Origin of the sequence: Sorangium sp. So ce362, assembly GCF_051519845.1 — a bacterium.
Classification (GTDB): Bacteria; Myxococcota_A; Polyangia; order Polyangiales; family Polyangiaceae; genus Sorangium.
In genome coordinates, this window is the sequence record NZ_CP150332.1 from 6,498,904 (window position 1) to 6,512,878 (window position 13,975).

Annotated in this window: 10 protein-coding genes; 4 read left to right on the plus strand and 6 right to left on the minus strand. The window is 72.7% G+C overall.

All coding sequences use genetic code 11. The annotated features are described in order from the left end of the window. Positions 1 to 10: 10 nt before the first annotated feature. Positions 11 to 901 (plus strand): cysteine synthase A, encoded by an 891-nt coding sequence (cysK, locus tag WMF17_RS24695; RefSeq protein ID WP_437604301.1) that lies wholly within the window; start codon positions 11 to 13, stop codon positions 899 to 901. Here the strand turns inward: cysK and WMF17_RS24700 are convergent. The 4 genes from WMF17_RS24700 to WMF17_RS24715 form a co-directional block, all read right to left on the minus strand. Beyond that, positions 889 to 2,490, minus strand: coding sequence for a complex I subunit 4 family protein (locus tag WMF17_RS24700; protein ID WP_437643566.1), 1,602 nt, complete (start codon positions 2,488 to 2,490; stop codon positions 889 to 891). The genes cysK and WMF17_RS24700 overlap by 13 nt on opposite strands. After that, on the minus strand, positions 2,487 to 3,923 hold the full coding sequence (locus tag WMF17_RS24705) for an NADH-quinone oxidoreductase subunit 5 family protein (RefSeq protein WP_437595584.1): 1,437 nt from the start codon (positions 3,921 to 3,923) through the stop codon (positions 2,487 to 2,489). The genes WMF17_RS24700 and WMF17_RS24705 overlap by 4 nt, the downstream gene beginning before the upstream one ends. Next, positions 3,913 to 6,972, minus strand: coding sequence for a YbcC family protein (locus WMF17_RS24710; RefSeq protein ID WP_437651384.1), 3,060 nt, complete (start codon positions 6,970 to 6,972; stop codon positions 3,913 to 3,915). The genes WMF17_RS24705 and WMF17_RS24710 overlap by 11 nt, the downstream gene beginning before the upstream one ends. Before the next feature lie 77 nt (positions 6,973 to 7,049). Further along, positions 7,050 to 8,696, minus strand: coding sequence for a SulP family inorganic anion transporter (locus WMF17_RS24715; RefSeq protein WP_437643568.1), 1,647 nt, complete (start codon positions 8,694 to 8,696; stop codon positions 7,050 to 7,052). Positions 8,697 to 8,990: 294 nt separating this feature from the next. On the opposite strand from WMF17_RS24715, the gene WMF17_RS24720 reads away from it, so the two are divergent. Together WMF17_RS24720 and WMF17_RS24725 are read left to right on the plus strand one after the other, a co-directional pair. Beyond that, on the plus strand, positions 8,991 to 9,578 hold the full coding sequence (locus WMF17_RS24720) for an RNA polymerase sigma factor (RefSeq protein WP_437643570.1): 588 nt from the start codon (positions 8,991 to 8,993) through the stop codon (positions 9,576 to 9,578). Beyond that, positions 9,575 to 10,183 carry a hypothetical protein gene (locus WMF17_RS24725; protein ID WP_437643572.1) on the plus strand — a complete coding sequence of 203 codons (609 nt, stop codon included), beginning with the start codon at positions 9,575 to 9,577 and terminating at the stop codon, positions 10,181 to 10,183. Before WMF17_RS24720 ends, WMF17_RS24725 begins: the two co-directional genes overlap by 4 nt. A gap of 67 nt (positions 10,184 to 10,250) precedes the next feature. On the opposite strand, the gene mazG is transcribed toward WMF17_RS24725, so the two are convergent. Continuing rightward, positions 10,251 to 11,105 (minus strand): nucleoside triphosphate pyrophosphohydrolase, encoded by an 855-nt coding sequence (gene mazG, locus WMF17_RS24730; RefSeq protein ID WP_437595588.1) that lies wholly within the window; start codon positions 11,103 to 11,105, stop codon positions 10,251 to 10,253. A gap of 137 nt (positions 11,106 to 11,242) precedes the next feature. Between mazG and WMF17_RS24735 the strand changes: the two genes are divergently transcribed. Continuing rightward, positions 11,243 to 12,517 (plus strand): hypothetical protein, encoded by a 1,275-nt coding sequence (locus WMF17_RS24735; protein WP_437643574.1) that lies wholly within the window; start codon positions 11,243 to 11,245, stop codon positions 12,515 to 12,517. A 471-nt stretch (positions 12,518 to 12,988) separates the two neighbouring features. Here WMF17_RS24735 and WMF17_RS24740 read toward each other — a convergent pair whose 3' ends face one another. Beyond that, positions 12,989 to 13,909 (minus strand): transposase, encoded by a 921-nt coding sequence (locus WMF17_RS24740; RefSeq protein ID WP_437595590.1) that lies wholly within the window; start codon positions 13,907 to 13,909, stop codon positions 12,989 to 12,991. Between the last annotated feature and the right edge of the window lie 66 nt (positions 13,910 to 13,975).

Sequence of the window (13,975 nt, forward strand, 5' to 3'; positions counted from 1 at the left end):
CGGTCCGGTCGTGCCGGACGCCCTGGCGCTCATCGGCGGCACGCCGCTCGTCCGGCTCGCCCGGATCTCGCCCGAGGGGGGCGGCGTCATCTACGGCAAGCTCGAGTCGATGAACCCGGGCGGCAGCGTCAAGGACAGGGCGGCGCTCGGCATGGTGCTCTGCGCCGAGCGCGAAGGGGCCCTCAGGAAAGGGTCGACCCTCGTCGAGGCGACGAGCGGCAACACCGGGATCAGCCTCGCGATGATCGCGGCCGTGCGCGGCTACCGCTGCGTGGTGGTCATGCCCGAGGACATGAGCGTCGAGCGCCGGCACATCCTCCGCGCGTACGGCGCCGAGATCGTCCTCACGCCCGAGGGTCAGGGCATGGCCGGCGCGGTCGCCCGCGCGGTCGAGATCTGCGCGGCGACCCCCGGCGCCTGGATGAGCCAGCAGTTCCAGAACCCGGCGAACCCCGCCGCCCACGCGCGCGCCACCGGCCTCGAGATCCTCGCGCAGACCGGCGGCGACATCGCGGCGTTCGTCGCCGGCGTGGGCACCGGCGGCACGCTGACCGGCTGCGGGCGCGTGCTCAGGGATCAGCTGGGCAGCGCGGTCCGTATCTGCGCGGTCGAGCCGACGAACAGCGCCGTGCTCTCGGGTCGAGGCCCAGGCCCCCACGGCATCCAGGGCCTCGGCCCCGGCTTCGTGCCGGCGATCCTCGAGCGCTCGCTCATCGACGAGATCCTCACCGTCACGGAGGCGGGCGCGTCCCGCATGGTGCGGCGGCTCGCCCGCGAAGAGGGGCTCCTCGTCGGGCCGAGCTCCGGCGCCAACGTCCACGCGGCCGTGGAGATGGCGCGCAAGGTGCGCGGGACGATCGTGACGGTGCTGCCCGATTCGGGGGAGCGCTACCTGACCTGAGCCGCGTCCGGCCGCAGCGCGCCCAGCTCGTCCGCCGGGCCCACCGCGACGCTCGTCGCCCCGGACAGGGATCCCAGGCCGCCATCGGCGATGGCTCGGCGGCTCCTCGCCGCCCCGGCGCGCATCCCTGCGCCGCGGGCCGCGCCGTGGAGGACCCGCTCGACCATCGGCTCGTGCAGCGCGAGCAGCCGCGCCGGGGCCACGCCGAGGACCCCGGTGAGCGCCACCATCGCCAGCAGGAACGCCCGCTCGCGAAACAGGAGCGCCTCCACCGAGGCGCCCCGCAGGTCGCGCCCCAGCGGACCCAGGAAGGCGCGCTGGAACGCGCGGAACAGCGTGATCCCGTTGAGCGCCGCCGCCGTCAGCGCCAGCACCGCCAGCACGGGATGAATGTGTAAAATTCCATGCAGGAGCAGGTCCTCGCTCACGAACGAGAGCGCCCCCGGCATCCCGATCGCCGCGCACGCGAGCAGGAAGAAGAAGGCGGCCATGCGCGGCGTCCGGGCCACGAGGCCGCCGAGCGCCCGCGTGTCGGCGGTGCCGGTGCGCGCCTCGAGCGCTCCGATGACCATCGCGAGCCCCGTGATCGCGATCGACGACGCGACGGTCTGGAGGAGCGCGCCGCTCACGCTCTCCCGGCTCAGCGAGGCGATCCCCAGGAGCACGAGCCCCTTCTGGCTCGCCACGAGGTAGCCGAGCAGCCGGCGCAGATCCGTCTGGACGAGCGCGAGCACCGCGCCGTGCAGCGCGCTCACCAGGCCGAGGACGGCGAGGATCGGCATGCCCTCGGCGCAGCCGGCAGGCAGGAGCGCCACCCCGACGCGCAGGAGCACGCAGACGCCGACCTGCATCTCGGCGAGCAGGACGGTCACGCCGAGCGGCCCCCGCTCGAGCAGCACGGGCAGCCAGCCGTGGAACGGCACGGCGGCCATGCGCATCAGCACGGCGATCCCGACGAGCGCGAACAGCGGCGACTGCCACGCCTCGGGGATGCCGACGCGCGAGATCTCCTCGATGTCGAACGGCAGGGCCGCCCCGCGGCGCGCGGCGAGCACGGCCATGGCGCCGATCGCCAGGGCGAGCGGCGCCGCGCCTCCCAGCAGGAAGATGCGGCAGGTGCGCCGGAGGAGCGGGTCCAGGGCGCCCTTCCTGGCGACCAGGCGCTCGACCGGCACGAGCGCGGCGAGCCACGACGCCGCGAGCACCGCGAGGTCGAGCGCGCAGAACACGCCGAGGATGGCGCTCCCCGTGGCGAGCAGCGCCGCGGCGGTGGGCCGATCGAGCGCGGCGCGCGGGCTCGCCGCGACCAGGGCGAGCAGGACGAAGCCGAGCAGCGGGAGCAGGGCGATGGTGTAGCCGTCGAGGCCGAGCCGGAGGCGCGCCCCGAGCAGCGGCAGGGCGGTCCCCCCCGCGGCGAGCGCGACGCCGGCGCACGAGAGCGCGAGCGGCACCGCCGAGAGGAGCAGGGTGAGCGCCGCGCCGACGACGGCCGCGCGGCGCGCGCCCTCGTCGCTGCGCGCCCGGGAGGCGACGAGCGCCGCGACCGCCGGCGTGAGGATGAGCGCCGCGAGGATCGGAAATGAGCTCACGTCCGGGCTCCCTTCGTGTCGCGCGCTGGAGGCTCGAAGGCCATGGCGCGCGCGTCTTCTACCCCGCGCGCGGGCTGCTCCCCCGGCTCGGCGGCGGCGCGCTCGGGCCAGCCGCTCAGCGCCGCCACCCACCGGCGCTCGCTCCGGTCGAGCAGGCGCCCGAGGCGCATCAGCGGCGCGGCGACGAGCCGCTCCTGCAGCGCCTCGAGGTGGAAGCGATCGAGGGCGAGCCAGTACGCGCGCCGCACGAGCGCCGCCGGCAGCATGCGGGCGGCGAGCCCGAGGGGCGGCAGCGGCTCGCCGGCGTGCGCGGCCCGGATCTCCTGCGCGTCGCGGAGCGCCGAGGGGGCGCGCAGCATCTGGAGGCAGCGCAGGCACGCGTGCGCGAACAGGTGGACGAGCGCAAGCCGGTAGAGCCCGAGCCCGATCTCCACGAACATGAGCCCCACCTGCGTCATCGTCGCGTGCGCGAGCGCGTTCTTCACGTCCGCCTGCACGCGCCCGACCATCGTGCCGTAGATGGCCGTCGCCGCCCCGACGCAGGCGATCACCGCGCTCGCGGCCGGAGAGCGCTGGAGCAGCGGGGCCACGCGCAACATCAGGTACACCCCCGCGTGCACCGAGAGCGCGCCATAGAAGAGCGCGCTCGAGGGCGTCGGCCCCTCCATGGCCCGCGGCAGCCAGCTCCCCAGCGGGAACTGCGCGCTCTTGCCCATGGCGGCGAGGAACAGGCACAGCGCGATCGCCGTGGCCGCTCCGGGGCCGAGCGACGCGGCGGCCCCCGGCCAGGGGGCGCCGCCGAACGCCACGCCCCACTGCGAGGAGCGGGCGAGATCGTGCATGAGCACCGCGCCCCCGAGCAGCCCGACGTCGCAGAGCCGGTAGGTGATGTAGACGCGCACCGCGGCCCGCGGCGGCGCCTCGCGGTCGTGGAAGAAGGCCACGAGCAGCACGCTCGTCACGCCCACGAGCTCCCAGCCGGCGAAGAGCAGGTCGACGGTGCCCGCCGACACGAGCGCCAGCATGCCCGTCGAGAACAGCGCGAGGAGCAGGAAGAACCGCGCAAACCCCGGCTCGCGGTGCAGGTACGCCACCGAGAACCGGCCGACCACGAGCGCGATCAGCGAGACGAGCACCATCATCGTCGCCGACAGGCGATCGACGAGCAGGACGATCTCGAACGCGTAGCTTCCGGTCCCGAACCAGCGGCCGAGCTCCACCGGCAGAAAGGCGTAGGGCGCCGCGACCGCCGAGCCCCAGATCGCCAGCGAGGCCGCGAGCGAGACCGAGAGCGCGGACAGCACGGCGCGCGAGATGACGCGCTCGCTCGGCGTGCGCAGGAGCAGCAGGTAGGCCCCGAGCGCGGCGAAGGCCGCCGCCGGGGAGAGCACGGCGAGCGCGGCGAGCTTGCCGAGCAGCGCGTCAGACAGCATGGCCTTTGACCTCACGTGGCCGCGTGGACGCGGCGCCGATGAGCGCTGGCGGGACGAAGCCGGATCTCCCAGCGTACCAGTCGGCGGAGCGCTGGACCGCCGGCAAGGGGTCGTCCGGGGGAGAGCACGGCGCGAAGCCGTCCCCCGTGAAGCACGCGATCCGGCGCGTCGCCGGATCGACGCAGGCGAGCTGAATCCAGCCGTTGCCGATGAGCTCGCGGAGCGCCGGCTGCCGCGCGCAGAGCGCGGCGGCCGTCTCCGTGCTCGCCTCCACGGCGACGAGCAGGCGCACCGGCTCGTGGATCTCGATCATCTGCCTCGGCAGCCCGGTGCGCAGGTCGCTCAGCGATCCCTCCATGACCCCGAGCATCGAGACCAGGTTGTGCGGGAGCTTGGTGCCGGCGCCGTAGCGGCGGTTGTCGACGCAGGAGAAGTAGTATTCGAGGTTGATCCCCGCCCCGACCGGGCCGACCGCGAGCAGGACACGCTCGAGGATCGCGCCGCCCGGGTCCTGCGTCGGGTCGTACGACACGAGGAACGCCCTGCGATCGAGGAACAGCCCGCGGGTGAGCGCGCGGCGGCCGACCACGCAGACGGCGTTGGTCACGTGCCCGAGCTCGGGCCGGGCCTCGCTGAGATCCGCGGCGCGCGCCTCGACGTGCGCGAGCGCCCGCGCGGGGTCGCTCTCGGCAGGCGCCGACGCGAAGCGACGGCAGCGCTCGTGCGCGTGCAGCTCGCGCGCCGCGTCCAGGGCGCCGAGCAGCGCCGAGAGATCGCCGCGGTGCGACGCCGGCGCGAGGTGCTGGTCGTAGAGGACGATCTCGTCGGTCGTCGTGTTGTTCATGCCGCCGAGGAAGAAGGTCCCGTCCGGGAGGTCGATCCCCCGGCCGCGGAGCGAAGCGCGGATCTCGGGGTCGTTCGCCATGGCCGCGAACAGCCGCGCGTTCGGGCCGCCGTGGCGGCCGCCGCACGCGCCGCAGTCGTAGGCCGACTGGTGCGGGTTGTTCACGCTGGTCGACCCGTGGCCGAGCACAGCCACGATCGGCGCGAAGCCGCGCGTGAGCCCCATGTTCTCCAGCGTGGCGGCCACCCGGGCCGCCTTCTCCGCGGCGGTGAACGGCCGCCCCTCGCCGGCCGCGCCGGAGCCCTCGTCGTGCGGGCTGTGGAGCCGCGTCGGCACCGCGGGGAACATGCGCCGCTCGAGCGCGCGGCGCAGCCGCGCCGTCGCCCGCGGGAAAAGGATGCGCCCGACGAGCGGGAGGGTGGAGAACAGGCCCAGGGTCGGCGTGAGCAGCACGCGGCGCGCCAGGGTGCGGGAGCCGCGCCCGAGGGCGTGCAGGAGCCGCGCCCAGCGCCTGCGGCGGGCCTTTCGGCGGCGGCCCGCCTCCTCCTCGTGCGGCCGCTCGACGATCTCGTGCGCCGGCTCCACGCCGACCGGGCAGAGGCTCGCGTGGCCGGCGTCGTCGAGCCCCCGGTAGCGGATCGGCACGCCGAAGAAGCCGGCCACGCCGAAGGTCTCGTGCCGCGGCGAGAGCTCCTCGAAATGCCGCCTCAGCCCCTCGCAGCGATCGTCGATGCAGAAGGCGACCTGGAAGCGGGGCTCTTTCACCGCGCGGTCGTCCTCCGGGCGGCGCAGGTTCGCGGCGATCCCGTGCAGCGCCTCGACCCGATGGTGGTGCTCGTAGGCCTCCTGCAGGACGCGGCGCCGCGCGATCCCGTCGAACGCCTCGAGCGCCGACAGCGCCCAGACGCGATCCGCCTTCGACAGCGGCTCGACCTCGGCGGCCGACAGCCCAGCGAGCTGGGCGAGCTGGAACAGGCGGAACGGCCGATCGTGCTCGGGCGAGCGCGCCGGCGGCGCTGGCGGCCGTGCCGCGCGGCGGGCGTGCTCGACGAGCCCGGCGAGGGGCCCTGCGTATCCGAGCCGCCGGCGCGCGACGTCGCGCAGCGCGTACCGGGCGAGGGTCAGGCGGACGGCCAGGTACTCGACAAGCGACGCGGGCGGCGAGCCCGGCGGCCGGTCGCCCGGGGTGTGCTCGAGGCGGTGGATCATGCCGGCCCACCCCGGCAGCTCGAGCAGCACGCGTGTCACGTACCCCTCCCAGGGGTCCTCGGGCACCCCGAGCTCGTCGAGGGCGCGGGCGGCGATGGCGGGCGGCGGGAGCCCCGCCGCGTCGAGCCGGCGGAGCTCCGCGTCGAGCCCCGCGAAGGCCGGAGCAGCGAGGCGCGAGCCCGCGAGCGCCATGTCGCGGAAGCAGCGCCAGATCCCCTGCGCCCGATCGGGCATCGCCCAGTGCGCGACGCCCTCGTCGAGGTAGGCGGCGAGGAGCCGGATCACGAGCGGATCGACGAGCTCGGCCGGATCCTCGCCTGCCAGCGCGAGCAGCAGATCGCGGTGCGACCGGTCGACGCCCACGCGATCGACGAGCGGCGGCTCCGCGGGCGGGGCGGGCGGCAGCGGCACGGCGCGGCACGCGTCCCAGAGCGCGAGCGCGGCGCGCGACTCCGGATCGCGGCCGCCCTGGTCGCGGAGGTGCGCTGCGGTCTCGGGGCGCTCCTCGAGCCAGCGCTCCGTGCTCTCCAGGATGCGCCAGCGCCGCTCGGCGGGGGCGTCGGCCCGGAGCCTCCGCGTCTCCCCCACCTCGGAGATACGCCACGAGAGGCCCGCCGCCGTCTCCGCCTCGATGGGATAGCGCAGCGCGAGCCGCTCGATCTCGTGGCGGGACAGCGGGCCTCGTCGCTCGTCCGGATGCGCCGCGAAGCGCCCCGCGAGCGCCGCCGCGAGGTCCTCGTCGTCGATGCGACCCGACGCGATGTGCGCGCGGTAATCCGCCTCCGCGAGGTACGGCTCCGCCTCGAAGACGGCGCTCGCCGCGGCGAGCGCGTCGTGGAACGGCAGGTGCTGGAACGCGTGCAGCGTGTTGTGGTGGACGAACACGCCGATGGGCCCTTGCGCCGGCAGGAGGTGCCCGGCGTGCTCGACCACGTCGCAAAGGCGCCTCTGCCGGGCGGCGCTCGCGCGGAGATCTCGAGAGAGCTCGGTGTTCATGGCGATCCCGGAGAACGGTTGTTCCTGGAGCTTCACCCGCGTGCGCCCCTGTCGCGGAGGCCGTGCCTCGCCTCGATTCAACGCTCGGCGACAGGGCTGATGACAGCCCTCTTCCTCGCAGAGAGCGGGTGGGACGACATCTGGAAGTGTTCGCCGAGGCCCGCGAGGGTCAAGGTCCGCCCCTCTCGCTCCATCGTGCCCTGGAGCTCGTGCAGGTTGGACATGACCGTGTGATCGACCAGGCGGGCATCCGCGAAATTGATCTCGATGCTGGAGGCGTTCGCGTGGCTCGCGAGCCTCCGCTGGAGGCTGAGATAGTTGCTGAAGACCGCCGCGTGCTTGACGCGCAGCACGACCCGCTGCCCCTCGACGCGCTCCTCCACCTCGGAGCGGAAGAGAACGCGCAGCGGCGCGCCGTTGATCAGGTGGATGAGCATCTTCACGGCGATGCCGGCCGCGACCCCGACGAGCAGATCGGAGGCGATGCACAGCGCGGCCGTGGTGCCGAAGATGATGAGCTGCTCCCTGCCGATGCGGAGCGTCCTCACGAACTCCTTGGGGGACGCGAGGCGGGTCCCCGTGAACGTGAGCATGGCGGCCAGCGCGGCGAGGGGGATCCTGTGGATCAGCCCCGGCGCGAAGGCGACGAAGAGCAGGAGGAAGATGCCGTGGAAGAAGTTCGACAACCGGCTCTTCGCGCCGTAGCCGATGTTCGCGGAGCTGCGGACGATCTCGGAGATCATCGGCAGCCCGCCGAGCAGGCCCGCGATGAGGTTGCCGGCGCCCGTGGCGAGCAGATCCCGGTCGAGGTCGGAGCGGCGCTTCGCGGGATCGAGCGAGTCGACGGCCTTCGCCGACAGCAGAGACTCGATGCTACCCACCAGCGAGAACATGATGATGTATTTGATCGACGCGGGCGTGCCGACGTGGCTGAAGTCCGGGAAGACGATCGCCTGGAGGAGGTTGCCCGGCAGGTTGACCAGGAAGCTCGGCCCGAGCGCGTACGTCGTCTGGGTCGCCGCGAGCGTGTAGGTGTGCTCGTGCTCGAGCTCGAAGGCGTGGGCGAGCGGCACCGAGAGCGCCAGCACCAGCATCGGCGCAGGGATCTTCTGCAGAAGGCGCGCTCTCCTGGCGACCGCTGGATAGCCGAAGAGGATGACCAGCGAGAGGACGCCTATCAAGGCGATCTCGGGGTTCAGCCGAAACAGGCTGTGCGGGATCTCGAGGATCAGGTGGAGCGGCGCCTTCGCCGCGGGCGTGACGCCGACGAGCGTGTGGATCTGTTTCGAGCAGATGATGATCCCGATGGCCGCCAGCATGCCGTGCACCACCGAGCCGGGGAAAAAGTCGCCGAGCGTGCCGGCGCGCGCCAGCGCGAAGGCGATCTGAATCAGCGCGGCGACAGTGATGCACGCGAGCGCGCGGCGGTAGCCGACCGCGTTGTCCCCGCCGCCGAGCTCTTGCACGGCGCCCAGCGCGATGACGATGAGGCCCGCCGCGGGTCCCTTGATGGTCAGCGGCGCGCTGCCGAGCCAGGTGGCGACCGCGCCGCCGACAACGGCGGTGAGCACGCCGGCGATGGGGGGAAACCCGCTTGCCATGGCGATTCCCAGGCAAAGCGGCAGGGCGATCAAGAAGACGAGGAAGCCTGAAACGAGGTCGTTCTTCCACGAGGCGGACGCAGGCGTTGACGCGGGCGCGCCTGGAATAATCGGCTTGGACATGCGGTGTTCAGCCCTCGGATACGCGGGCCCCCTGTGGGGCCCGATGTTCGTCAGAACACGCTCCAGGACGGGACCACTCGGCCCAAGGTTCCCACGCGGGGTGACGATTTCGCCCGATGTGCAGGAACCTGCGCGCGCCTCCGTTCCGTCCCAGGGGGGCCGCCGATGTACAGCTCTCCCCCGCTCGGGGTGCCGCTGCTCGCCCCGCTGTGGCCCGAGCAACGGGTGCTACCCCGCCGTCCAATCCACGCTAGAGTTCAGGGCCTCGACGCTCCAGACGCTCGAACGGCCCTCATGACCGAATCGCGACCCCTCCTCGGCGAATCGCGCGCGCAGTTCGAGTCGGCGATACGCCCGATGCTCCCGCGCCTCTATCGGTTCTGCATTTCCCTCTGCGGTGCTCGGGATCAGGCGGACGATCTGTTCCAGAACGCGCTGCTCAAGGCGTACCTGCACGCGGCGTCCTTCGAGGGGCGCTCGGACCTCGGGGTCTGGCTCTGCGGGATCGCTCGGCACGAGTACCTGGAGGCGTACCGGACCGAGGCGCGGCGCCGCGGCCTGCTCGATCGGCTCGTCGACGTGTGCACCGAGGCGCTCGGCATCCTGCCTCGCGCCGATGTCCCGAGCCCGGAGGCGGCCGTGATCCTGAGCCAGGACACGGGGGTGCTCCTCGCGTGTCTCCAGGAGCTGCCGGAGGAGTTTCGCACCGTGGTGGTGCTATGCGACATCGAGGAGCTCGGTTACGATAGCGTGGTCGAGCTCCTCGGCATCCCCAAGGGGACGGTGAAGAGCCGCCACGCCCGCGGGCGCGCGCGGCTGCGCGATGCATACGAGCGTGTGGCGGCGCAACTCGTCGTCGCGGCGCGAGAGGGATCGACGTGAGCGGGCAGGACCACGATGTGCCTCCGATTCCGCAGGATCTCGCGGCGAGCGTGCGGGCGCTGCGCGCGAGGAGCCCCTCCGAAGCGCTCGTCGAGCGCGCGCTGAGCAAGCTCCCGGAGCGGCCCGAGCGGCCTGCGGTGCAGGGCGGCAAGAGGTCGCAGCGGGCGCGCAGCCCCTGGAGGTGGAGGGCGATCATCGCGGCGCCGGCGGTCGCCGCGCTGGCGCTCGCCGTCTTCCTGGCGGGCGGCGGGGGCGCGCGCTCTCCCGCGATCGAGCGCTCCGAGGAGCGCGCCGTCGCGTTGCCTGGCGACGGACACGCGTGGACGCAGCTCGATCTGTGGACCCACCGCCACGCCGACGAGCCGGCGGTGGTTCACCTCGACGTCCCCGAGCACGTGCGCGTGCGGCTCCCCGACGGCGAAGGCGGGGCGCTGGAGGAGCACTGCCAGCGGGAGCGCTGCTCGCATCGGCTGACGCGCTACCACGGCGAGGCGCCGCTCAGCGTGGCCGTCACCCAGCCGGGCCGCTACGAGATCCACGTCCGTCACGAGTCGAACGAGGCGCGCGTGCGGGAGCGCTTCGTGCTGACCGCGGAACGTGACTGAGCCCGCGCGCGCCAGGGAGCCCGTTCGCACAGCGTGCGCGCGTGCGGCGTCGAGCTCGCCGCCGCGGTCAGGTCCGCGGCTCGCCGCGCTTGGCCTCGTCCCAGTAGCCGTCGAGCTCTTCGAGCGTGAGGGTGTCGTCCGACGCCCTTGCGGGCCAGCCGCCGTGCCGCTCGATGACCCGGCGCTCGACGTGCTCGAAGCGCCGGGTGAACTTGTCGATCGTCCGGCGCAGCGCCCCCTCCGCGTCCACGCCGGCGTGGCGCGCCAGGTTCCCGAGCGCGAAGAGCACGTCGCCGAGCTCCTCCTCGATCGCGGTGGGATCGCCGCTCTCGAAGGCCCGATCGAGCTCTCCGAGCTCCTCCTCGACCTTCGCGCGCGAGCCCCGCGCGTCCGGCCAGTCGAAGCCCACGCGCGCGACCTTCTCGCCGACGCGCTGCGCCCGGGTCAGCGCCGGCAGGCTGCGGGGAACGCCGCCGAGCACCCCGCGGTCCTTGCCCTGCCGGGCCCGCTCCGCCGCCTTGATGCGCTCCCAGTTCTGGAGCACCTCGTCGGCGTTCTCGGCGCTCTCGTCCGCGAACACGTGGGGGTGGCGCCGCACGAGCTTCTCGCAGATCGCGGCGACCACGTCGTCCGGGCCGAACGCCCCCTCGGCCCGGGCGAGCTCGGCCTGGAACACGACCTGGAGCAGGAGGTCCCCGAGCTCGGTGCACAGCTCCTTGCGGTCGCCGCCGTCGATGGCGTCGATGACCTCGCAGGCCTCCTCGAGCACGTAGCGCCGCAGCGTCGCGAAGTTCTGCTCGCGATCCCACGGGCATCCATCGGGCGCAAGGAGCCGCTGCATCAGCTCGACCAGACGCGGGAACGTGCGACCGGCCTGCTCCGGGAGCGGCGGCGCCTCCACGGGTTCGAAGGGGCGAGGCATGCAGTGCTACTAGCGCAAACCGCCCCCGCTACGGAAGAGAAGGCGACGTCTTACAACGCAACGCGTCATCCTGGATTCGCGGACTGTGGCGTGAGAAAAGTGAAGATGTCGTCGAGGTTGCGGCGGCGAGGACGACCATGAAGAGCGCAGGCTATGTGGTGTTGTTCACGATCGCCGGGTGCTCGCAGGGGGTGTGTCGGAGCGTCGGGAGCGCGCTGGGCACGGCGCCGAGCCCGGCGGGTTCCGCGGTGCTGACCGTCGCGGTGCCGACCGGGGTTGCGACCGCGGAGCCGACCGGGGTTGAGGCCCAGGCGGCCGACAGCGGCGAGCAGCAGGCGCTGGACGAGCAGATTGCCCCGCTGCGCAAGGGCGGACGCCACCTCATCGCGGAGCCGCCAGACGACGCGGAGGAGGAGGCGTACGTCGCGTGGGTCGCGGCGGCGGGCCTCGCCGCCCAGAACCGGCAGCCGCCGCCGGCTGCCCCACCCGGGTTCGCGCTGCGGGTGGTCCCCGGACGCGCTCTCTGGGTGCTGTCCGAGGACGGCTCGCGCCGTCAGGGTGCGGCCGCGGTCGTGCTGCGCGCAGGGGCGGCAGTGCCGCTCATCGTGGAAGCGCCGCACACGTTCTTCGACCGGGGGACGCTGCCCGTCGCGCTGGCCGTCTTCGAGGCGCAGCGGGCGCGGGCGTTGGTCGTCAACACGTCGCACCGGTACGGCGGGGGCCCCAAGCCGAGCGACGCCGCCGGGGACGACGAAGGCGCCGAAGGAGCGGGTGGAAAGGGCGGCGCCGACGCGGACGGCGGGGCTGCAAAGGCGGAGGCCACGGGGGGCGGCGCTCGGGCGATAGGCGGCGAGCGCGCGGGGGCCGAGGGCGCCACAGGCGCTGGCGGCAACCACGGTGCGCGTGGCGGCGCCCGGGACGCAGGCGGCGGCGCTCGGGGAGACATCCGTGCCGCCCGCGAGCGGTTGGCTGCATCCCTCGCCTTCGCGGACGTGGCGCACGCGGAGCGCTCGTTCTTCCTGTCGGCCCACCGGGCGCTGCTCCAGAGTTTTCCCGGCATACCGGCGGTGCAGCTGCACGGTTTTCAGGACAGCTCGGCGCCGGACGCCGCCGCCATCGCCAGCGCCGTGGGGCACGACGCCGACCTGGAGCGGCTGCTCGCCCCGCTGCGGTCGGTCGTCAGCGACGGGAAGGTCCTCGCCTACCCCGCCGAGATCAACAAGCTCGGCGGCGCCACCAACGTGCAGGCGCGCTGGTCGCGCCAGATGGGCGCACCGTTCTACCACCTCGAGCTGTCGCGAGCGCTGCGCGACAAACTGATGGAGGATGAGGATTTCCGGCGCCGCTTCGCGGCAGCGTTCGCGGGGCTCGTGGCCGGAAAAGGCCAGACCCGACCCGGGTTGACGCCCTAGACTTCCCCCCCCACCCGACCCAGGTTGCCCCCGTAGCTCGGGTTCGCAGATAGGTGCGGGCGAACGTAGACCGGGGCTGGGTCATGGCCGACTCCGGTCGGAAGAGCGGATGGACGCCACGGGGCGTGGACCTGACCCGGGTTGCCCTATAGACAGTTCATGGATCGGGACGGACGAGCGCAGCTCAAGAGCTGGTTCATGGCCAAATCTGCGCGGAAGCGTGGATGATGGCACAGGACACGACAAGGACTGAGCTGGAATTGCCAATCTGAATCGCGCCCCCGCCCAACCTGGGTCGGGTCGAGCAGCAGGGCGCCGCTTCGTGCGCGCTCGGTGCGGCACAACCTATGCACATCCATTCGCGCAGCGCCGTGTCAACGATCCGCCGCCCGCTCCGTCTTCTCCACACGGACGTTCCTCGCGATGCGACGTTGGAACCGTCGTCCGCCTCGCCCTGCACGGTCGTAATAGTCATATAGCGGCTACGGCGTCCGTCACGCTGGCGCCGTGAAACGTACGCATCCACCACGTCCCCGCCGGGAACACGACACTGCGCACACCGGTGCGCCACCGCTCCAGCGCGGCGCGGTATAACGCGCGAAACGCCCGCACAGCGGCGCCGGCAATTCGCCATGCGTCACCCTGGTCACGGCCGACCGCAAACGTAGGATTGCATTCGCGCAGCGCCTCGAAGCTCGTCGCGCGCGCGTAGGGGGAGATCTTGCTGGCTCGCTCGGCGCCCAAGAAGTGACGCCCATGCTGGTGCATTTCCGCATGAATTTGCGCTTCTTGTCGCTCGAGCTCGGCGGCGACCTCTTGACGAAAGCCCTCAGCGCTGTCCAGCGCTATAGCCGGCGGTAGTGAGAGCGAGAGCGTCATTTCCTCGGGCCACTGAGGATTTTCCGGGTCGAGATACGCAGACGGACGCGCCGCACGCAGCACGCCGCGACCGAGCTCACCCACATTCACCTTGGCGCCCGGCCATTCATGCGCATGTCGGACGAGGCCAGCAGCCACGGGATTCGCGAGGACGTAGGCGATCTTCTCCACCACCGCCGCGCGCGTCAGCAGGCGCACGACGCTCGGGGCCTCGTGATCCCACACCGGTCCTTCCCATGTGCGGAGCACCTTGGTGCCCAGCGCGACGATGCGATGGAAAAACTGCAGGAAGCGCGGCAGGACGCCCGTCACGTCCGTTACAATCAGGTGCAGATGCGTTGACATCGCGCAGAGGGCATGAACCTGGAGACCGTAGCGACGCGCGGAGACCGCGAGGGCGTAAATCAGGAGCTGGGTGATGGCTGCGTCGGGGCGGAGGAGCAGGTGCCGACGCAGGACGCGCCGGGTAATCATGTACGTGGCGCCGGGAGCGATCTCGCGGGGCTGGCTCATGACCGGCACACACCAACAAACACCGTGCCAGTATTGTGGTGAATCATTTCGAGGAGTTTCCCCCCT

Excerpts from the sequence above, each read along its gene's own strand:
- WMF17_RS24705 (WP_437595584.1), bottom strand. The coding sequence starts at position 3,923 with ATGCTGTCTGACGCGCTGCTCGGCAAGCTCGCCGCGCTCGCCGTGCTC.
- WMF17_RS24710 (WP_437651384.1), bottom strand. The coding sequence starts at position 6,972 with ATGAACACCGAGCTCTCTCGAGATCTCCGCGCGAGCGCCGCCCGGCAG.
- WMF17_RS24715 (WP_437643568.1), bottom strand. The coding sequence starts at position 8,696 with ATGTCCAAGCCGATTATTCCAGGCGCGCCCGCGTCAACGCCTGCGTCC.
- WMF17_RS24720 (WP_437643570.1), top strand. The coding sequence starts at position 8,991 with ATGACCGAATCGCGACCCCTCCTCGGCGAATCGCGCGCGCAGTTCGAG.
- mazG (WP_437595588.1), bottom strand. The coding sequence starts at position 11,105 with ATGCCTCGCCCCTTCGAACCCGTGGAGGCGCCGCCGCTCCCGGAGCAG.
- WMF17_RS24735 (WP_437643574.1), top strand. The coding sequence starts at position 11,243 with ATGAAGAGCGCAGGCTATGTGGTGTTGTTCACGATCGCCGGGTGCTCG.
- WMF17_RS24740 (WP_437595590.1), bottom strand. The coding sequence starts at position 13,909 with ATGAGCCAGCCCCGCGAGATCGCTCCCGGCGCCACGTACATGATTACC.